We start from the raw sequence: 20,370 nt of genomic DNA on the forward strand, positions 1-20,370 counted from the left end.
GGTTAGCAGGGTCAGGGAGCGAGTAAAAAGACGCCGGCGCGAAGGACCAGGAGGAGGCCTGTGACCAGCAGGACGCCATAGACCGCCCTTCGGAAATGGATCTCGTTAAGGCGCTGGTGGAGATATTCCCCCACCAGGACCCCGACCACCAGAAGTGGCAGATACCACACCAGGTGGCCGGCGCTGGCGGTAAGGCGACCATCGAACAGGTAGAGCAGGCTGAGCGTCAGGTTCAGCGTGAACCACACTGTCAGCAGGGTTGCCCGGGTGCGGCCCTTGTTCAGCCGGATACCGGCCAGGGCGTGGACCAGAAGTGGACCGCCGGAGGCGAACAGGCCATGGGTAATGCCCGCCGCCAGGGTGATGCCCCGGCTGGCGTTCAGGCTGTGGGGGATGGCCTCGTGTCCGCCGGACAGGCGCCACAGTTCCCGGCCGGCAAACCAGACCACCAGCGCGCCGAACAACAGTCTGAGACTGTTGGCGCCCAGCCAGGGTGCCAACAGATACCCGGTTACCGTACCGGTCAGCATCAGGGGCAGTATGAGGGTTTTCAGACGGTGCCAGTCGATATGCCGACGATGTTTCCAGGTCAGGAATCCGCTCATCAAGACGTTCAGTGGAACCAGTACCGGCAACATCTCGGAAATGGGCAACAGCAACGCCCCCAGGGACAGGGCGATGACGATGGATCCGAACCCGGTGATGGCTTCGATGGTGTAGGCGAGCAGGATGGCACAGCCAAGCCAGACCCAGGGATCGATCATGCGACCGGACCCTCGGCGCCATTCGGGATATCACCGGCGAACTTCCGTCGCACGGTTCGCAGGTACAGCGATGGCGCGATTCGCCAGAGCAGGCTTCCCAGGCGCGACACCGGTTCCGGCATCAGCCAGCGTTGTCGTTTGCACCAGGCGCGGTCGATCCGGCGGGCCGTGTCATCGGCACTGGCCATGCCGCCCACGGTGGAGCGGGCGTGTCTGGCCCGTCCGCCGTCCGCCCCCAGGGCGTTGTGTTCGATCGGCGTGTCCAGGAAGCTGGGGTAAACCATGAGCACATGGACGCCCCGGGGCTCCAGTTCCAGTCGCAGCACTTCGAAGAACTGGCTCAGTGCGCTCTTTGCGGCGCAGTAGCCGGCCCGGCCGGGCACGGGCATCCAGCCGGCCATGGAACCAATACTGATGATACTGCCCCGGCTTTGCTCAAGCAGGGGCAACGCCAGCTGGGTGAGTTCCACCGGCCCCTGCCAGTCGACCGCCATGACCTTCCGGAACACCTCCGGCCGGGTGCTGATGGCCGGTGACCGGTGGGTAATTCCGGCGTTGTTCACCAGCAGGTCCAGGCGTCCGAAGGTGCTCTGGATTTCCCGTATCAGGTGTTCCAGTTCCGGGCGTCGGGTGACGTCAACGGTGACGGTGTGCACCCGCGTATCGTCGCCGAGTTCCGCCCGTCGTTGTGCCAGGGCTTCGGTGTTGATATCCGCCAGGACCAGGCAGTGCCCCGCGCGATACCAGTGACGGGCCATGGCCCAGCCGAGGCCGCTGGCGGCGCCGGTAATCAGCGTGACAGTCACAGGTCCCCCTTCTGCCGGGCATGGGCAATGAAATGGTCGAAGGTCTCTTCCGACGTTTTCTGTAAACGGTAACCGAACTCCTCCTTGAGTCGACGATTGCTGAGCACCGGGCGGTACCTCAGAAAATTGACCTGTTCCGGGCCAACCGGTTTGCCCAGCCATTTCGCCACCTGCAGCCCGGCTCTGACAACGGTGGCCGGCAGGGTAACCAGTGGTTTGTTCAGCTTCTTCGCAATGTCGCCGATGGTCAGGGCGCCATCGCCGGCCATGTTAAAGCGCCCGGCGCGATCGTCCCGTATGCCCTGCTCCATGGCGGCCAACACGTCCTGGTCCCAGATGAACACGAAGGGCGAGTCACTGCCCCGGATCGCCAGCAGCCTGGGTGCCAGGAACAGACCCGTGATCTGGTTGCGGGTCTCCGCGCCCAGCACCGTGCCGGGGCGGAAGATCAGTTGTTGCAGTTCCGGATGTTCGGTCCGGTAGGTGGCCAGCATTTCTTCGACCAGCCGTTTGTGGTCGGAATAGGCAAATTCGGGATTGCCTCGCAGTGGATCGTTTTCGTCGATCCATTCCGGGTTGTCCGGGTGGTAACCGTAGGCGGCGCCGGAGCTGGTTACGGTGATGTGCCGGACTCCGGCCGCGATGCAGGCTTCCAGCACATTTCGGGTGCCGTTGACGTCGATGTCGTGGTCACGCTGTCGATCCGACGAGGCCTGAAGGATGGAGGCGAGGTGAACCACGTGGGTAATGCGATTGTCGCTCAGGTGGCGGGACAGATCAGGATCCCGGACATCGACGATTTCCAGGGGGAAGTCCAGGTCCTGCCGTGGTCGGATGTCGGTACCGATTACGAAGAAATCCTTCGCCAGCCGGTTGCCCAGTTGGTGGCCGATGTAGCCGGCGGCGCCGGTGATCAGGATACGTTTGTCGGTGGTCATGGCGTCAGCTTTGTTGTTGTACGGGTTCGGGGATCGGGCGCCGGGCCCAGATCTGGGAGAGCGTCAGGCCGGATACCAGGTGCCATACGCCCCAGAAGGCGGTAATGAGCATCATGCCGCCGGCATCGGGGAAGAAAGTGAACAGGATCACCAGTCCCAGTCCGGAATTCTGGATACCGACTTCCAGCGTGACGGCCCGTTGGTCCGGGACCGAAAGGCGCATCAGCCGGGCCATTCCGTAGCCCAATGTCAGCGCCAGCAGGTTATGGCCCACGACCAGCCAGAAGAAGGTGTGGAACTTCGCCAGAAACAGGTCGACATTGTTGAAGAAGGCAATGGCCACGAACGCCAGGAAAATCAGCAGTGAGGTAAAACGCAGCGGTTTTTCGCTACGCTCGGCAAGGGACGGAAACCGCCCGCCCACCAGCATGCCCAGGACCAGAGGCAGTGCCAGTACCAGAAGTACCAGCATCAACACGTTCTCCGGTTGCAGCGCAATCTCCTGCAGGTAGCCCCGGGTATGCGGGTTGAGCCATCCATAGAAGGCAAAGTTCAGGGGTGTCATCACCGTGGCCGCCAGGCTGGAAATGGCGGTCATGCTGACCGAAACGGCGACGCTGCCCCGGCTCAGCCAGGTCATGATGTTGGAAAAGCTGCCTCCGGGACAGGAGGCCACGAGAATCATGCCGAGGGCCAGTTGCGGATCGATCCCCAGAGCCCAGGTGAACAGGCAGGTGGCCGCCGGCAACAGCACGAACTGGGCAAACAGACCCGCTACCGGTGCCCGGGGAATGGACAGGACCCGCCGGAAATCGGCCGGCCTCAGGTTCAGGGACACCCCGAACATCATCAGGGCGAGTATGGCGTTCAGCGTAATCAGGCTGGCCGGGTTGAAATGAATGGTCAGGGGAGCAGACATTGGCCTTTATCCCCTCTGCCCGGGTTCAAGTTGATCGATGTCCCTGGCCAGTGCCTCCAGGTAGGTGTCCTTGTTGACGTAGTAGGCCATGCGCGCGAGCTTGATGTAGTGATAGCCGCCGTCCAGACGTTCACCGGTGCGGGCCTGTTTCCGCTGCCGGAGGGCGCTGGCGGCGGCCGAGCCTTTCTGCTGCTCCCGGATGAACAGGGCCGCCAGACGGGCCTGTTGGTTGCGACCTTCCCAGCCCAGACCGGTAGCCTCCACCATCCCCATCAGGAACAGGTTGTTGTAGTCCGGGTGCATCATGTTCAGGTACAGCCGGGGCGCGTCCTCACCCTCCGGCCAGTTGAGATGCGTCCGATCGATGAACGGGTAGTTCAGCAGGTAACCGGTGGCCATCAGGATCATGTCGTAGTCAGCCTGCTCGCCATCGCTGAAATGGACCGTCTTGCCTTCGACCCGCTCAATACTGCGCCGGGGCCGGATGTCGCCGTGTCCCAGGTGATGCAGGATCAGTGAGTTGATCACCGGGTGGGATTCGTACATCCGATAGTCCGGGTCCGGCAGTCCGTAATCCGAGGGTTTGCCCATGACCAGGCGGATCAGCAGAGCATCGAGGCGTTGTTTGAGCGGACGTGGGAGTTTCAGCTTGCCGCCGATGGTATCCACCGGTTTGCCCTTGAGGAATTTCGGCAGAAAGTAATAGCCCCGGCGCAGGCTCATATCCACCGAGCGGGCGTGATGGACCGCATCCACGGCGATGTCGGCGCCAGAGTTGCCACAACCGACAATCAGCACTCGCTTGTCGTGGAAGATGTCCGGACTCCGGTAGTCCGCGGAATGCAGCAGGTCTCCGGTGAAGGTGCCCGGCAGGGTTGGCATGTTGGGGGTGTGCAGGGTGCCGTTGGCGATCATCACGCCATCGAATCGGCGGGTCTGCTGCTCACCTTCGTGTTCGGTGGTGATTTGCCATTGTTCGCCGTCCGGCACCACCTCGATCACGCGGGTGTTGAATTCGTAATGCTGCCGCAGGCCGAAATGATCCACAAAGTCCTGGAAATAGGCCCTGAGTTCATGGTGGCTCGGGTACTGGGCGACGGAATCCCCCATGGGAAATTCTGCAAACTCGGTCATCCGCTTGGAGGAGATCAGGTGCGCGGTGTCATACATGGTGCTGTGGGGGTTATCGATATCCCACAGACCGCCGACATCACTGTGAAGCTCGAATCCGGTAAACGGAATCCCCTGTTTCTGGAGGTTGCGGGCGCAGGCGAGGCCCATGGGCCCGGCACCGATGACTGCATACATGATGGCTTTTCCTGATTTTGTTTTTATCATCCCGTATCTTATGAGCTTACGAACCGGTTTTCCCGACCGGACGGGACACAAACCACGACAATTCGAGCCATGATCGGATCTTCACCTACGGTTACCCACCTTTATGCCCGGGCGATTCTCCAGGCGGCAGAGCGCCAGGGGATTGCGTTGTCCGATGCGGTGATTGAACAGCTGGTGCCCGGCGAGCGGGTGCCTCTCATGGTCCAGGACCAGCTCTGGGACGAATACTGTCGGGCCAGTAAGGATCCCCTGGCCGGCCTGGAAATCGGCCTGGGTTTGCAGGTGGGGCACCTGGACAGTGCGGGGATGCTGCTGGTGAGTTGCGACACCCTGCGTGAGGGACTTGAGACACTGGTGGACTATGCCCCGGTGGTGGGAGACGGCAGCGAATTTTCGCTGTCGGAGGAAGGTGCATTGGTGTCGTTCTGTTATCACCCCGGCTATCGGGTGCGGGTTGCAGAGCGGGTTGAGGCGGTGATGGCCTCGTTGGTCAGGCTTGCGGGATGGGCGACCGGCGGGGCCTTTCGTCCGGAAAAACTGCTGCTCGGTCACGAGCCTCTGGCGGAACCGGCGCAGTATCGGGAACGTCTGGGTATGTCGGTGGTCTTCGGCAGCGACCGGCATTGTCTGCAGTTCCGGCGGGACCAGGGCGCCCTTCCGTTGATTCAGGCCAACAGTGCGTTGCGCGATCACTTGCGCCAGCTCGCCGACGAAACACTGGCAGCCCTTGGCCAGCAAAGCCTGAGCGGCCAGGTCGCATACCTGGTCCGGACCAACCCCGCCTGGGGCAAGGAGCGGGTGGCGTCTGAGCTGGCGGTCAGTGGCCGGCACCTGAACCGGTTGCTGGCGGACGAGGGGCTGTCCTTCAAGGTGCTCCGGGAGCGGGAACTGCATCGGTTGGCGGTGGACCTGTTGCAGGCAGGTCAAACGGTTACAGCGGTCAGTGAGCGTCTTGGATTCTCCGAAGAAGCCGCCTTTGCCAGGGCGTTCCGGCGCTGGGAGGGCATCACGCCGTCCCGTTTTCGGGCGGGGTTCTGCTGAGGGCTTGCCAAACCCGGAATTGTGCATAAAATGCGCAGGTCCCTTTCCGAGTACCCGACTCCATGCAGTGTGTTTCTTTCAATGTCTTCCGGACCCTGGGTTTTCCGGATACCACGGTTCTCAAGCCGGAGCAGTTTCTGCAGCACAAGGCGTTGTTGCAGGAGGCCGACTGGGTTCTGTTCCCGGAATACTGGCAGCTCAATGCGCTGGTGCATGGGCTCAAGTGTCGCGTATTCCCCAGCGTGGCCAGCTATCGTATCGGCCACGACAAGATCGAGATGACCCGGGCTTTCCAGACCGTGGCGCCGGAGCATACCCCCTGGACGCTTATTGAAGCTAATGGTCCACAGGAACGGGAAAGCCTCTGGGACGCCATGAGCCATCCCTTTGTCGCGAAGCTGCCCAAGTCGAGCATGGGGGAAGGGGTCTGGCTGATCGAGACCCGGGAGGACTGGCGACGCTATTGCGAACGTAGCGATGTGCTATATGTCCAGGAGTACCTGCCCATTGACCGGGATGTTCGCGTCGTTGTGGTTGGCGACAGGGTCCTGACCGCCTACTGGCGGACCCAGGCTGACCAGGGCTTCTACAACAACGTGGCCCGGGGCGGGCAGATCGACAAGGGCCCGGTACCGGCGGCAGCGACGGATCTGGCGTTGAGATTAGCCCGGGATTTGGGGGTGGATCATGCCGGGTTTGATATTGCCCTGGTCGAAGGTTACCCCTATGTCCTCGAATTCAATCGGCTTTTCGGCAACAAGGGGCTCGACCAGGGCGGTGAACTGAAGACGGCAATCCTGAGCTACCTCCGGCAGCAGAGCAGACCGGAGGACCCGGACGGTCCGCAGCCGCCAGCGCCGATCTGGCCGCTGGCCAGCTAGGGTTGGACCGCCCGGCCCTGTGCTCAGGTCGACTCGTTCAACTCGTCGCTGGACACCTCGTTCAGTCGTCGAAGGGAGTTGGCGAGGTCTTCCACCCGTTGAGAGGTTTCCGATACCAGGCGGTTGATCTCGTCGGCCGACTGGCTGGAGCGTTGGGCAAGCTGGCGGACCTCGTCCGCTACCACCGCAAACCCACGGCCCGCCTCGCCAGCCCGGGCAGCCTCGATGGCGGCATTGAGCGCAAGAAGATTGGTCTGGCTGGCGATACCGTTGATGACCTCGACGATGTTGGAGATTTCCCGCGATGAGCTCAACACCAGTCCCATTTCTTCATCCGTAACCCGAACTGCCTCCAGCTTCGAATTGATGTCGATCCCGTAAGTGACGATGTAACGGAGATTGCCCTCGAAATCCGCAATGGGGCAAAGGGTGGCATCAAACCAGTGGGAGCGTCCGTCGCTGGACTGGAGGTCGAAGCTGCCCCGGACCTGTTCACCGGCCAGTACCCGCTGGAAGATATCGACACCGACGATGTCCCGCAGGTTGCGGCTCCGGGTCTTCAGGGCCTCTTCGGTGGCGTCGCCCAGGTGAGACACCATGTAGCTGTTCGCCTTGATCAGGTGGCCGTCCAGGTCCCACTCCCCGACACCATTGTTGGCGCTGATGGCGTCAAACCGACGGGTGAATTCCAGGGATTGTTCCTTGGTCTGGGTGACGTTGGCCTGAATCGAAATGAAATGGGTCAGTTTGCCCTCATCGTTGAACACCGGATTGATGGCCAGGGAGACCCAGTACGGTTGTTTGTTCCGGTCATAATTCAGGATTTCATCGTAGAACGGCTCCCGACGTTCCAGCTTGTCCCGGATTTTCCGGATGGTTGCCTGGTCGGTGTGAGGACCCTGCAGCAGGGTGCCAGGGTTTTTACCCTGCACTTCCTCCAGGGTATAGCCCGTGAGCTGGTTGAAACCCTTGTTGACGTACTCGATACGCCGTTCGGGATCCGTGATCACCACGGCATTATCCGTTTCGTTCGCCACCATGGAGAGCAGCTGGAATTCCTCCCGGCGGGCGACTTCGGCGGTGACGTCCTTCAGAAACGCGGTATAGAGGATGCGGTCTTCCAACCGGATCTTGGACAACGCCAGTGACGCCCAGCGCCTTGAACCATCCTTGCGATAAACCGGTACTTCCCGGGTGGTTCCGACAATCTTGTCCACGCCGGTGCGGCGATTGGCGTTGACCATGTCGTCGTGTCGGCTGCGGATATCCGATGGGACCAGCATCTTCACATTCTGGCCGAGCATCTCCGCGCGGTCGTATCCCCAGAGGGTCTCGGCGGCCGAGTTCGCGAAGGTGATGCAGTTGTTTTCATCGATCGTCACCACCGCATCCAGTGCCTGTTCCAGTGTCTGGCTGATGATTTCCCGATCGGCGTATTCCGCCGAGATGTCCCGAACGAAGGCCGTATAGGTGATGGACTTGCCGTATACCACCTTATTGAGCGCCAGGTTGGCCCACAGGGTGGAACCGTCCTTGCGGGTCATCAGAACGTTGCGGCTGGTCCCGACAATCTTGTCTTCGCCGGTGGTGCGGTTTTTTTCGATGTAGCTGTCGTGGGCGCCCTGAATTTCCGTGGGCACCAGCATTTTTACATTCTTGCCGAGTACTTCGCTTCGGTCATACCCCCACAGGCGTTCTGCGGCGGCGTTGAAGAATGTGACCTGATTCTTTTCATTGATGCTGACGACAGCGTCAAGGGCCTGCTCCAGGATCTGTTGGAGATGGTTGCGTCTAAAAAGCATGATGCCCTGAGCCTCTTATAATGATTATTCTGACAGTCTGATAGTTTCATTCTAAAACTATTCAGGTATTTATCGGGTCAGGAAGCGATGCTTTACAGGACTACTTTGTGGCTTTTTGTGCCTGGTCAATTTTTGATCGTATTGTTGTGTAACCAACCTCCGGGACCATGGGTAGAAATGCTCATATCCGCTCCCTGAAAAAAGCCCGATGATCGCGCCATCTGACGGGTGCTGCAGCGTTGCTGTGGCGCCTTTTTTTATGCCCGATTGCCCTGTGGAGGGACACACCATCCATGACTGAAGCCGCCAACGCGACCATTGCCGACTACTACGATGCCGAGACGTTCAAGCGCATCAAGGAATTTTCCGATACCCGGGAAACTCCGTTCGTGGTGATTGATACCAGAACCATCGATCGCCAGTACAACGAACTGGTGGAAGGTTTCCCGTACGCCAAGGTGTACTACGCGGTGAAGGCGAATCCGGCGCCGCAGATCCTGACCATGCTGCGGGACAAGGGCGCCTGTTTTGACATTGCGTCGGTGTATGAGCTGGATAAGGTTCTGGCGCTGGGGGTCAGCGGGGACCGCATCAGCTACGGCAACACCATCAAGAAGGCGAAGGATATCCGCACCTTCTATGAGCAGGGTGTGCGCCTGTTTGCGACCGACTCCGAGGCGGATCTGCGCAACATTGCGAAGGCGGCACCGGGTTCGAAAGTGTACGTGCGCATCCTGACCGAGGGCACGTTGACGGCGGACTGGCCGCTCTCGCGGAAGTTTGGCTGTCAGACGGACATGGCGATGGATCTGCTGATCCTGGCCCGGGACCTGGGACTGGTGCCCTATGGCGTGTCCTTCCACGTGGGTTCCCAGCAGCGTGAGATCGGCGCCTGGGATGCGGCCCTGAACAAAGTCAAGGTCATCTTCGAGCGCCTGAAGGAAGAGGATGGCATCGAACTGAAGATGATCAACATGGGCGGCGGCTTTCCGGCGAACTACATCACCCGGACCAATGAGCTGGGGGTGTACGCGGAGGAAATCGCGCGGTTCCTGCACGAGGATTTTGGTGACGAGTTGCCGGAAATCATTATCGAGCCGGGCCGGTCGCTGATCTCCAATGCGGGGGTGCTCGTCAGTGAGGTCGTGCTGATTTCCCGCAAGTCGCGGACGGCGTTGCACCGGTGGGTGTTTACCGATGTTGGCAAGTTCAGTGGTCTGATCGAGACGCTGGATGAGGCGATCAAGTTTCCGATCTGGACGGAGAAGTCCGGTGAGGGCGAGGACTGCGTGATTGCGGGGCCGACCTGTGACAGTGCGGACATCATGTACGAGCATCACAAGTATCCGTTGCCGCTGAATCTGGCGATCGGGGATCGGATGTACTGGCTGTCGACGGGGGCTTATACCACGACATACAGTGCCATTGAGTTTAACGGGTTTCCTCCGCTTAAAGACTATTACATCTGAGCTGGAGTCGGGCCGCGGGGCGGGGTGTCTTTCCTCTGGGAAAAACAACTCGCTTTGCTCGGACATCTTTTTCCCGGCGGAAAGACACCCCGCCCCACGGCCTTCGGCCGTTGGCGTTGGAGTCCTTGAAAGGGTCAGCCTTCGGGCTGGCCCTTTTGTCGTTTGAGATCCAGGGTAAATGCCAGGGGGAGGACCAGGAGGCTGTAGGCGATCATGACCATGAGGGCATGGCGGACGTCGCCGGTCGAGTCGGCCAGGAGGCCGCCGAGCATGGGAACGGTGAAGGCCATGGTGTAGCCCACCAGGAAGGTGCCGGCGGAGAGTCGGCCGGTTTCTTCGGAGCTGACCAGCAGGGGCGGCAGGGCAACCAGGAGGATCAGGAGGATGCCGGCGACGAAGCTCATCAGGGTGGCGCTGGCGATGGACCACCAGCCGTCCAGGGTGATGGTGCCGACGGTGCCGGCGATGCTGAGGCTGGCCATGACGACGATCAGGGTGCGTCGGCCGACCCAGAGTCGGGCCATTTTGAGCATGATCAGGGATGCGAACACCTGGGCGATGTTGTAGCTGAACAGGGCTTCGGAAAGTCGGTCAAACTGACCTTGCTGTTCCAGCAGGTTGCCCATGTAGGCGTTGAGGCCGAAGAACATGGAGCCGGAGAGGCCCAGCAGTAGGCCGAGTTTCAGGGTCAGCGGGTTTTTCCAGTCCGGCAGCCAGGCCATTTTTCGCGTGGGGCGGGCCAGGTCTCGTCGGGGCAGGAACAGCGCGGCGGCGATCAGCAGGGCCGGGAGTGACCAGGCGATCAGGGTGGCGCGCCAACTGTTGTCCAGCAGGGGCATCAGTACGGGCAGGGTTATCCCGGCACCGATGAATTCGCCCATGAGCATGCCGTTCATGTAGATGGCGGAGCCGATGGCGAGGTGATGAGGTTGCAGCCACCGGGGCAGCAACGCTGGCAGTGCCGGTTGCATCATGGCGACGCCAAAGCCCATGACGGCACTGGCGACCAGCAAGCTCGCGGTGTCCGGAACGAGTCCCCGCGCTGCGGAGCCGACGGCCATGACCACCATGGCCATCGCGAGGGTGTTCCTCGGGCCCATGCGGGCAATGGCCAGTGAACCGGGCATGGCGCCGATCGCCAGCATCAGGATGGGTAAGGTGGTCAGGGCCCCGGTGAGTGCCTTGGACAGGTCCAGCTCGTCGCCGATGAAGGGAGCCAGCGGCGGAGCCACCAATACCGGTATCCTGAGGTAAACACCGGCCAGCCAAAGCAACACCGCCACCGGCAGCAGCGTTGCTGGCGGTGGCGGCGTGTTTGCGGCCTGTTGTTCAGCCACGGACGACCGGATCAGTTGTCGCTGGTATCCGGCAGGTAGGCGCCGTCTTCGTCATGGATCTCACGACCGGTGACCGGCGGGTTGAAGGCGCAGATCAGGCGCATGTCTTCAGTGCCACCGTACAGGGTGTGACGGTCGTGCTTGTCCAGGGCATACAGGGTGCCGTCGGTGATTTCGTGGACTTCGCCGGTGGCCAGGTCCTTGATGCGACCGTTACCGGAAACGCAGTAAACCGCTTCCAGGTGATGCTTGTACCAGAAGGTGTGCTCCGAGCCGGCCTTGATGATGGTCTCGTGGAAGGAGAAGCCCATGCCATCCTTCTTCAGCAACAGGCGGCGGCTGGTCCACTGCTTGTCGCTGACTTCACGCTCGGTACCGATGATGTCCTGAACTCGTACAATTTTCATTTGCATTCCCCAATGTGTGATGGAATAGCCATACAGTATAAACATGCGGATCAGCCGCGGTTCAACCGCCAGTCGTCATAGGTCAACATGGCCTTTTCAATGGCGGCCGCGAATTTCTGGCGCTGGCTATCGTCCAGGGGTCGTTGCTTCCGACACTTGTCGAAGGTCCGCTGAATGACCTGTCGGCTGTGCTTGTCGAGGTTTTCCAGCCAGTGGTGATCGGCTGGGGCCAGGTCCAGGAGGTCGCGACCCGCATGGTTCCGGTTGCTGATTTGCCACCAGTGATCCACAGCCCTTCCTAATACAACATAGCCGAACTGACTGTCCTGTACAGGCCCGAACGTGCCTGTTTTCAACCCGTTTTTTAATGGGCCGATGTTCAGCGCCGGCAAGGCCAGGCGGTCGCCGTACAGGTAGCTGCCGGCGGCCCCGATCAGCCCGCCGACCAGTGCCCCGGTGCCGAGGGACGAGCCGAAGGTCAGGGCGTCGATGCTGGCCCCGCTGACCGCCCCTGCACCAAAGCCGGCCGTGGCCAGGTAGCGTTTGCTGACGGCCCAGTTTTTCCGGCTGCTTTCGGAGAACAGGTCGTGATCGTGGTGCCAGCTCAGCTCCGCTTCCTGACGGCGGATACGCTGATGCTGGTAAAGGTGTTCGATGTCGGACCGGAGAGTCTGTTCTCTCTGTCGTTGCCGTCGGTACCAGCGTTCCCGGAGCTGCTCGGCGACGGTGGTGTCACTGGTTTCGGCAACCTGGCCCGGAGTCAGGATGCGTTTTTCCTGGAAGGCCATCATGTCTTCAAGGGCTTCGGCAATGCGGTTGGCGGACTGGTGTCGGCGCTGTTCCCGCTGTCTGGCCAGGAATTCGGTGGCGAGATTCAAGGGGGCTTCCCACTCCGGTTCCAGTTGGCCGAAGGCCCGGAGAAGACTGAGGTGCTGGTCGAAAGGCGCGCGCACGGCATCGAATCTGCGAACCACCTGGAAGAACTGGCCGAGGGCCGTTTGCCAGGTGTCGCTGTGGTCATCGGGGCCGATACTGTTGATCAGCGCCAGACTGGGCCGGCCGGTCCAGCGCAGGATGGTCATCTCCGCCTCGTGTTCGGCGCTGTAGGGAACGGAGCCGTCGACCACATAGATAATGCCGGCGCCCTCCACAAGCGGGGCCAGCAATTCGCATTCATCGACGAAGCGGTCGTCGCCGCGATGCTGAACGACGAAGGCTCGCACCGTATCCGGGTGGTCGGAGGCGGACAGACTGTGTGCCTCCAGCCACTGGAGAACACGGCGGGGTCGCTGGAATCCGGGCGTGTCGACCAGGGTGTAGAGTATGGTGCCATCGACAGCGAGCGGGTAGGACTGGCGCCGACGGGTGGTACCCGGTTCCAGGGCGATGGCAATGGCGTCGTTCTGGGACAGGGTTGCGACCACGCTCGACTTGCCCTTGTTGGGATGACCGACCACGGCAAAAACCGGCGACGGCGTCATGGCAGGGTACTCCCGGTGGGATGGATCTCCGGTGCTTCCAGCGCCGGAAGGACGACCGAAGCCTGGCCGCCGGGCAAGCGCTCGGCGAAGCGGAGCCAGGTCTGCAGCGGTCCGTCTGCCGGCCGCTGCAATGGATTGGGCGCCAGCGGTAACAAGGCAATCCGGGTGTTCCGGGGCCAGTGTTCCCGGGCCTCCAGAAGGAAATCCTGCAACTCGCCGGTCGGCGGCTCCCAGCTCCGGCTGACCAGCACGACCGCCGGTTCCCGGGTCTGTTCCAGGGCTCTGGCGACTTCGTGGATGACCTCTTCGTCCTCGGCCAGGGTGGCTCGCCCTCCGGCCTTGAAAATCCGGGTTCCGGGATCCTCCAGGGCGGCAGGCAACGGCGAATCGCCCGTGCCCGCCCAGCAGATCAGCAGGTTGGTGTCCGGAAGCCGGTCGGGTGCGGACCGGGTGCGGATGTCGGGAAGATCGTCCGCGTCGTTGTGCGCGCTGCCGGTGTCCAGCGCCGGGGTTTCCATCCGGTACAGCAGCGCCTGCATGCCCGGGTGACCGGCCAGCAGGCGGCGGGCCCGCCGGCGAAGCAGCCCCTGGCTCAGGGCGAGCAGGACAACCCGCGGAAACAGGACCCAGGTCACCCAGAGCATCACCACGAAGGGCCACCACTGGCCCCATTGTTGGGGGTCGGTCCCGCCGACCTCCGCGGACGCCCGGAAAAACCGGGTGGCCTCCACCAGATCCATGGATGGCACCGCCGATGGCCACAGCCAGGCCCAGGGTGTGGCGACCTGCCGGATCAGGCTGTGGTAACTGGGGGCTGCGGTGTCCAGGGTTGTGCTCCAACCGAAAGCCAGATCCTGCACCACAATCATCGCCAGAAGTGTCAGCAGGCCGGTCGCGGCAAAGCCTGCGCCGCCGATGTGTGCGGCCCGTGCCATCAGAAAGGGCTGCAGACGGGTCAGTGCGGATGTGGTGGGTGGCCGGCCCAGGCGTCTGAGCAGCCAGGCCCAGGGCTGGCCGCCAAACAGGGGCTGCAGGGTGGTGGCCAGGGCCAGAAGCAGTTGCAGCGCGACGAACCCTAGGATGACGGTGATGTTGATTCGCTGGCCACCGTCGTAGAAGAGCAGGCCTGTCATCGTGAGAATGCCCAACACACTGCCGGCGATGGCAAAGCCCGTGTTGACGGAACGCCACCGCTTCAGGTCCCGGCGGCTGGTATCGCTCCGGCCACCGGGCCCACTGAGCCGGTCCATGAAGGTTAACCAGCGGGCGACGTCCGGCGTTTTGCCCTGCTGTTCGCAGTCCAGTGCAAAACGACGATCCCGGCGATGGAGAAAAGCGGCGGACTGGTCTCTGTCCCGCTGGAAGCGATCATCAAAGTCCAGCAGCAGACGGAGGGGGCTGTCGCTCATGCAGTGTCCTGGTGGATTCGGTCGTTGGTCCTTTGATGATAGGATATCGCCAACCCCGATCCCGATACCAGCCAGCGAACCGCCATGCCTCACCATCTGATGAACCTGCGCCATGTCCCGGACGACGAAGCCGATGAGATTCGCGCGCTGTTCGAGGCCCATGGCGTCCGGTATTACGAAACGCCTCCCAGTCGATGGGGCATCAGCATGGGGGGCTTCTGGGTCCACGACGAGGATGAGGCGGAGCGCGCCCGCGCCCTGCTGGATGACTATCAGGATCAGCGCCGAACGCGGCAACGGCAGGACTTCCAGGATCGGCAGGCCCGCGGCGAGACCGGCTTCTGGTTCCTCTTCAGGCAACGTCCGGTCCGGGTTATCGTGGCGATGCTCGCCGCCGTCGTGATTCTGGGTCTGAGCCTGTTACCGTTCCTCCATCTTGGCTGATGCCATCGACCCTCCAGGCATCCAGTGTCCGGAAACCCTGACACTGTCCGGATAACAGGACGAATTGCCTCGACGGTAGCGTTACAGGCGCCTTCTTCCTGCTAATTCCTGCTAACCGGTTTCTCAAATGTCCGGATTTCCGGAGCGAAATGCCGGTCATTCGAGACCATTTCTTATAAATCCTTGTTGAATCAATGGCTTGCCCTGTTGGCATGGGATACGCATAAGCGGGTTTGGTCTTGATCAGGAATCAGGACCGGATTCGCTAACAACAACAAACAGGGATCGATCATGAAACGAATCATGCTTTGCACCCTCATCGGTGCAACCGGTATTGCCTTGTCTGCCTGCAAGGAACCGTTCAATGTCCGCCCCGCGTTTCTCCAGGGCGAGATCCAGATGACCCAGTATGACGGTGTCACCGACGATCTGCTTACGGCGGGTCTGGGCGCCACCGGAATCGCAAGTACCACGCCGCCTGCGTTCGACGACGCGCTCAACCCGACCCCGGCGGAACTCAGACGGCTGGCGATCTACAATAACTACCGCGCCCTGGTGGACACTGTCCCGGGTGGTGGCTACGGAACCTTCTTCGGCCCGGGCGTCGGTACGTCGGGAGAGGGGTTGATCGCCGGACGGGAATACCGCGCCTACATGACCGTGCCCGGCAGCAACGTCCCGGTCACGGTGATGGCCCAGGTACCTGACAGCTTCGACCCGGCCCAACCCTGCATGATTACCGCACCGTCTTCCGGCTCCCGCGGGATCTATGGCGCCATCGGCACCGCCGGTGAGTGGGGGCTGAAAAAAGGCTGCACGGTGGTTTATACCGATAAAGGCACCGGCACGGGCTCGCACAATCTCGAAACCGATGCCGCCCAACGGCTCGATGGTACGCTGACCACCGCTGACGAACCGGTCCAGTTCCGGGCGGATCTCAACGACACGAAGCGGGCGGATTTCAGCGCCCAATGGCCGAACCGTTTTGCCTGGAAACATGCCCACTCAAAACAGAATCCCGAAGCTGACTGGGGACGGCACGTCCTGCAATCGATCCGTTTCGGCTTCTACGTGCTCAATGAGCAGTTCGGTCGCAAGCTCGCAAACGGAAAGGTGCTTGCTACCATCACGCCCGAGAATACCCGGGTGATTGCCTCCAGCGTGTCGAATGGCGGTGGCGCCTCGGTGCGGGCGGCGGAGCTGGACGACCAGAATCTGATTGACGGAGTGGCAGTCTCCGAGCCGAACGTGAATCCGGAGGTCGACCGCCGGTTCACCATCCGGCAGGGCGATGGGCCGGTCATTACCCGGCACAGCCGCAGCCTGCTGGATTACACCACAGCGCTGGCCGTGTACCAGGGGTGCGCCAACCTGGCGCCGTCGGTACGCGATGCTGCGCCGCTGAACGCGGCCCTGAACCCGCCTGCGATCGGGGCGAATATCTGTCAGTCCCTGGCCCTCAAGGGGCTTGTCACCGGTGCCACCCTGGATGAACAGGCAACCGATGCGCTACGGATCCTCAACGACGAATTCGCCATTCAGCCAGAGCAAAACCTGTTGGCTCCGGCCCATTTCGGCCTCTCGGTGGCACAGAGCATCTCGATGACCTACGCCAACGCCTATGCCCGGGCCGGTGTTGAGGACCGGCTGTGTGATCTGAGCCTGGCTGCAACGGACAGTAACGGCGCGGTCGCCCCGCTGCCCGGAGCCGCAGAGGCCGCCCTGTTCTCGACCAGCAACGGCATCCCGCCCAGTGCCGGGGTCAATCTGGTCTACGACGGCGCCGTCGGGCAGCCCACACTGTTGGCTGCCAGCGTGTCTCCGAGTGACGGTCTGGCGGATCACGGTCTGGATGCCCTTCTGTGTCTGAGGGGGCTCGCGTCCGGCCGGAATCCGGCCTCCGGTGAGGCGCTGACTGGCAGGGATCGGGGCTGGTCCGAGCGGATCGCCCGGGGAATCGATGCCATCCGCGCCGGTGGCGACCTGCACGGCAAGCCGGCCGTTATCGTGACGGGTCGGTCCGATGCCATCCTGCCGATCAACCACACGTCCCGTCCCTACGTGGGCCTGAATCAGGAAGTCGAGGGTGCGGGCTCCGGTTTACGCTACTACGAGGTGCTCAACGCGCACCACCTGGATGTCCTGAACGGTTTCCCGGGCTTCGCCGATCGATACGTGCCGCTCCACCACTATTACTTCCAGGCCCTGGACCTGGTGTGGGCGCACCTGGAAGACGGGCAACCGCTGCCGCCAAGCCAGGTGGTGCGGACCGTGCCGAGGGGCAGCATGGGCACCCCTCTGTCGGCAGCGAACCTTCCGGATATCAGTGCGGATCCGGATCCGGCCGATCGCATCGTCTTCGCCGACAACCAGTTGCGGATACCTCAGTGAACGGTGCACTGGCACTCCCGGGCATCGCGCCCGGGATGAGCGGTTTGCCCCCATTGCGGGGGCCCCATATACTTTCGTCAACGCACCCGCACGTTCGGGTGCCGGAGTTTTTCTGATGTCGGACCTCCAGGGCGATGGTACAGGCTACATGACGCAGTTTTTTGGCAAGACAAACCGGAGCGGGTTGACCCGTGAGCTGATTGAAGCCCTGTTCCCCATGTTCGAGGAAGCCAGCGCCGGTGCCATTGCGGTGGACCGGGAAGCCCGGATTACCTGGATCAATCACAGTTATTCCCAGCTCCTGGGGCTGAAGGATCCGACCGAAGCCATGGGTCGGCCGGTTCGCCAGGTCATTCCGCACACCCGCATGCCGGAGGTGGTGGAAACCGGCAAGCCGCTGTTATTGGACATCATGGAGCACAATGAGCAACAGCTGGTGGTCACGCGCCTGCCTTTCTACGACGACGAGGGCAACATTGTCGGTGCGGTGGCCTTTGTGCTTTACGATGACCTGCAGCCACTGACACCGTTGGTGAGCAAGTTCCGGCGATTGCACCAGGACCTCGCTGCCGCGCGCAAGGCGCTGGCCCGGAAAACGCGTGGCACCCGGTACAGTCTGGGTGATTTTGTCGGCGCCAGCCCCGCCGCGCTTGAGGTCAAGCGCCGGGCCCGGCTGGCGGCGGGTCGGGATATGCCGGTTCTGCTGCTGGGTGAGACGGGCACGGGGAAAGAAGTCCTCGCCCAGGCGATTCATTCGGTGTCCGTTCGTGCCGAAAAGCCCTTTGTTGGTGTGAATGTGGCCGCCATTCCCGATAACCTGCTGGAAGCCGAGTTTTTTGGTGTGGCACCGGGTGCCTACACCGGTGCTGACCGGCGGACCCGGGAGGGCAAGTTTCACTTGGCCAACGGCGGTACGCTCTTCCTGGACGAAGTCGGCGACATGCCCTTGCCGCTTCAGGCCAAACTCCTGCGGGCGCTGCAGGAGGGCGAAATCGAACCGCTCGGATCGAACAAGGTTGTGTCTGTCGATGTCCGGGTGATCGCCGCTACCAGCCGAAACCTGGAAACCATGATCGCCGACGGTGAATTCCGCTCCGATCTGTATTACCGGCTGAACGTCCTCGAGATCGCGATTCCCCCGTTGCGTGACCGGATGGCGGACCTTGGTGTGCTGTGCGAGGGTTTGCTGGAGGAAATCTGCGACGGCCTGGATCTGCGAGGTGAGATCAATGACGCCGGCGTGGCAGCCCTCTCCAGTTACGATTGGCCCGGCAACATCCGGGAGTTGCGAAATGTCCTGGAGCGCGCCCTGACCATGAGTGAGGATGGCGGTGTCCTGGACGCCGATGCAATTTTCCGGGTTCTGCCCAGGAGTAGCGTCCGGCTGATGTCCACCAACACCCCCCGCCCCGTCCGCCCGCTTGCCCAGACCATTGCCGACGCCGAGGCTCAGGCCATCGAAGAGGCCCTGGTCGCTACCCGCGGAAATCGTACCCGGGCGGCGAAACTCCTGGGAGTGTCCCGATCCGTTCTCTATGAGAAACTTGCAAAGATGTCCTGATTTCCGGACAGATGTCCTGATATCCGAACAATTACCTACGACCAGGGTATTAGAGCGTCCGGTTTTCCGGACGTTTGCGCCTTTCCAGAAATGCCTGTAATTTTCTAACCTTCTGTTTTGAAAGCGTTTTCAATCGATGGCACGATGTCTGCTGCATGTGAGATGCAGGACGTCAGAACAACGCAGATACAATATTGACGAAACCCTGTTGGACCCAATGACCCCTGTCAGTGTCGTTCCCTGCGTTGTCTGGCCAAACACAGACCCGAATGCCTCTCTCTGCATCGGGCGTATACAAGAACAATGCCAGGAGAATCATTGATGAAACTGCTCAAGGCCGCCACCGTCATTGCCGGTGCGCTCGCGATTACCACCGGTTCCGCGTTTGCAGACAACCTCCGCTGGAAAATGCCAGTTGCCTTTTCCACCAATCTCCCGGGCCTGGGTTCCCCCGCTGCCTGGGTTGCCGATAACCTGACCACCGCTTCCGACGGCAGCATCCAGGTCCGCGTCTACGAGCCGGGCAAGCTGGTTCCGCCGTTCGATATTCTCGATTCCGTATCTGACGGCAAAGTCGCCGCCGGTTACACCTGGATCGGTTACGACCAGGGTAAGGTTCCGGCTGTTCCCCTATTCGCTGCCGTGCCTTTCGGCATGAAGCCCTGGGCCTACATCGGATGGTATTACTACGGTGGTGGCGAGCAGATGCTCCAGGACGTCTACGCCAACAAAGGCTACAACGTCCATGCGCAGCTGTGCGGCATCATTGGGCCAGAGACAGCAGGCTGGTACAAGAACAAGATTACATCCCTGGATGACTACAAGGGGATGAAGATCCGTTTCGCCGGTCTGGGTGGCAAGGTTCTCGAGAAACTGGGTGCGTCCGTTACCATGATGCCGGGCGGCGAGCTTTACCAGGCGCTTGAGAAAGGCACCATCGACGCCACCGAATTCTCCATGCCCGCGATTGACCAGATTCTCGGCTTTGACCAGATCGTCAAGTACAACCTGTTCCCGGGTTGGCACCAGCCGTTCACTGCCCAGTACATGCTGATCAACAACGACGAATGGGCGAAAGCCACGAAAGCCCAGAAGGCGCTGGTTGAAGCATCCTGTACTGCAGCGACTACCCGCGGCCTGGCCGAAGGCGAGTACAAGAACGGTAAGGTACTGGCCGGCTTCCAGGCAGAAGGTGTTCACGCGGACCAGATTCCCCGCGAAGTACTGGAGAAGCTGAAGTCCGTTACCCAGGAGGTTCTGAAGGAAGAAGCGGCCAAGGACGCAGACTTCAAGAAAGTCTACGAGAGCCAGCAGGAGTTCATGAAGACCTACAAGATTTGGGATCAGCGGGCTTACCTGCCGGCGGATATGGATTGATCGGA

17 protein-coding genes are annotated in these 20,370 nt (G+C 61.5%); 7 read left to right on the forward strand and 10 right to left on the reverse strand.

All coding sequences use genetic code 11. The features are described 5' to 3' along the window. Positions 1-11 precede the first annotated feature (11 nt). The 5 genes from MSNKSG1_RS14950 to MSNKSG1_RS14970 are packed head-to-tail and all read right to left on the reverse strand — an operon-like array spanning position 12 to position 4,735. Positions 12-764 (reverse strand): sulfite exporter TauE/SafE family protein, encoded by a 753-nt coding sequence (locus MSNKSG1_RS14950; RefSeq protein ID WP_008940128.1) that lies wholly within the window; start codon positions 762-764, stop codon positions 12-14. After that, complete coding sequence (locus MSNKSG1_RS14955; protein WP_008940129.1) at positions 761-1,570, reverse strand: SDR family oxidoreductase; 810 nt, start codon at positions 1,568-1,570, stop codon at positions 761-763. Before MSNKSG1_RS14955 ends, MSNKSG1_RS14950 begins: the two co-directional genes overlap by 4 nt. Continuing rightward, a complete protein-coding gene (locus MSNKSG1_RS14960) occupies positions 1,567-2,508 on the reverse strand; it encodes an SDR family oxidoreductase (protein ID WP_008940130.1) in 942 nt (313 codons plus the stop codon). The genes MSNKSG1_RS14955 and MSNKSG1_RS14960 overlap by 4 nt, the downstream gene beginning before the upstream one ends. A 4-nt stretch (positions 2,509-2,512) precedes the next feature. Then, the gene (locus MSNKSG1_RS14965) at positions 2,513-3,427 is read right to left on the reverse strand and encodes a bile acid:sodium symporter family protein (RefSeq protein ID WP_008940131.1); all 915 of its coding nucleotides are present in this window, start codon (positions 3,425-3,427) and stop codon (positions 2,513-2,515) included. 6 nt (positions 3,428-3,433) lie between these two features. Continuing rightward, on the reverse strand, positions 3,434-4,735 hold the full coding sequence (locus MSNKSG1_RS14970) for a flavin-containing monooxygenase (protein WP_008940132.1): 1,302 nt from the start codon (positions 4,733-4,735) through the stop codon (positions 3,434-3,436). 99 nt (positions 4,736-4,834) lie between these two features. Here MSNKSG1_RS14970 and MSNKSG1_RS14975 point away from each other — a divergent pair, with 99 nt between their 5' ends. Together MSNKSG1_RS14975 and MSNKSG1_RS14980 are read left to right on the forward strand one after the other, a co-directional pair. Beyond that, complete coding sequence (locus tag MSNKSG1_RS14975; RefSeq protein ID WP_008940133.1) at positions 4,835-5,806, forward strand: AraC family transcriptional regulator; 972 nt, start codon at positions 4,835-4,837, stop codon at positions 5,804-5,806. A 62-nt stretch (positions 5,807-5,868) separates the two neighbouring features. After that, positions 5,869-6,687, forward strand: a complete 819-nt coding sequence (locus MSNKSG1_RS14980) for an ATP-grasp domain-containing protein (protein WP_008940134.1) — start codon at positions 5,869-5,871, stop codon at positions 6,685-6,687. Between the two features lie 23 nt (positions 6,688-6,710). Here the strand turns inward: MSNKSG1_RS14980 and MSNKSG1_RS19650 are convergent, their stop codons facing one another. Next, positions 6,711-8,489 (reverse strand): PAS domain S-box protein, encoded by a 1,779-nt coding sequence (locus MSNKSG1_RS19650; RefSeq protein WP_008940135.1) that lies wholly within the window; start codon positions 8,487-8,489, stop codon positions 6,711-6,713. Between the two features lie 293 nt (positions 8,490-8,782). Here MSNKSG1_RS19650 and MSNKSG1_RS14990 point away from each other — a divergent pair, with 293 nt between their 5' ends. Then, positions 8,783-9,958, forward strand: coding sequence for a type III PLP-dependent enzyme (locus MSNKSG1_RS14990; protein ID WP_008940136.1), 1,176 nt, complete (start codon positions 8,783-8,785; stop codon positions 9,956-9,958). Positions 9,959-10,092: 134 nt separating this feature from the next. Here MSNKSG1_RS14990 and MSNKSG1_RS14995 read toward each other — a convergent pair whose 3' ends face one another. From MSNKSG1_RS14995 to MSNKSG1_RS15010, 4 genes are read right to left on the reverse strand one after another with little or no spacing between them, the layout of a single operon-like run. Further along, a complete protein-coding gene (locus tag MSNKSG1_RS14995; RefSeq protein WP_040886965.1) occupies positions 10,093-11,295 on the reverse strand; it encodes an MFS transporter in 1,203 nt (400 codons plus the stop codon). An 11-nt stretch (positions 11,296-11,306) separates the two neighbouring features. After that, on the reverse strand, positions 11,307-11,702 hold the full coding sequence (locus tag MSNKSG1_RS15000; protein WP_008940138.1) for an ectoine synthase: 396 nt from the start codon (positions 11,700-11,702) through the stop codon (positions 11,307-11,309). 50 nt (positions 11,703-11,752) lie between these two features. Beyond that, positions 11,753-13,183, reverse strand: coding sequence for a GTPase/DUF3482 domain-containing protein (locus tag MSNKSG1_RS15005; protein ID WP_008940139.1), 1,431 nt, complete (start codon positions 13,181-13,183; stop codon positions 11,753-11,755). Continuing rightward, on the reverse strand, positions 13,180-14,592 hold the full coding sequence (locus MSNKSG1_RS15010; protein WP_008940140.1) for a DUF2868 domain-containing protein: 1,413 nt from the start codon (positions 14,590-14,592) through the stop codon (positions 13,180-13,182). The genes MSNKSG1_RS15005 and MSNKSG1_RS15010 overlap by 4 nt, the downstream gene beginning before the upstream one ends. Before the next feature lie 84 nt (positions 14,593-14,676). Between MSNKSG1_RS15010 and MSNKSG1_RS15015 the strand changes: the two genes are divergently transcribed. From MSNKSG1_RS15015 to MSNKSG1_RS15030, 4 genes are all read left to right on the forward strand, one after another. Continuing rightward, a complete protein-coding gene (locus tag MSNKSG1_RS15015) occupies positions 14,677-15,036 on the forward strand; it encodes a DUF6164 family protein (RefSeq protein ID WP_008940141.1) in 360 nt (119 codons plus the stop codon). Between the two features lie 291 nt (positions 15,037-15,327). Beyond that, on the forward strand, positions 15,328-17,427 hold the full coding sequence (locus MSNKSG1_RS15020; protein ID WP_008940142.1) for a 3-hydroxybutyrate oligomer hydrolase family protein: 2,100 nt from the start codon (positions 15,328-15,330) through the stop codon (positions 17,425-17,427). A 115-nt stretch (positions 17,428-17,542) separates the two neighbouring features. After that, positions 17,543-18,988, forward strand: a complete 1,446-nt coding sequence (locus MSNKSG1_RS15025) for a sigma-54 interaction domain-containing protein (protein ID WP_008940143.1) — start codon at positions 17,543-17,545, stop codon at positions 18,986-18,988. Positions 18,989-19,309: 321 nt separating this feature from the next. Further along, positions 19,310-20,365, forward strand: a complete 1,056-nt coding sequence (locus MSNKSG1_RS15030; RefSeq protein WP_008940144.1) for a TRAP transporter substrate-binding protein — start codon at positions 19,310-19,312, stop codon at positions 20,363-20,365. Positions 20,366-20,370 lie beyond the last annotated feature (5 nt).

It is taken from the genome of Marinobacter santoriniensis NKSG1, assembly GCF_000347775.1.
Taxonomy (GTDB): Bacteria; Pseudomonadota; Gammaproteobacteria; order Pseudomonadales; family Oleiphilaceae; genus Marinobacter; species Marinobacter santoriniensis.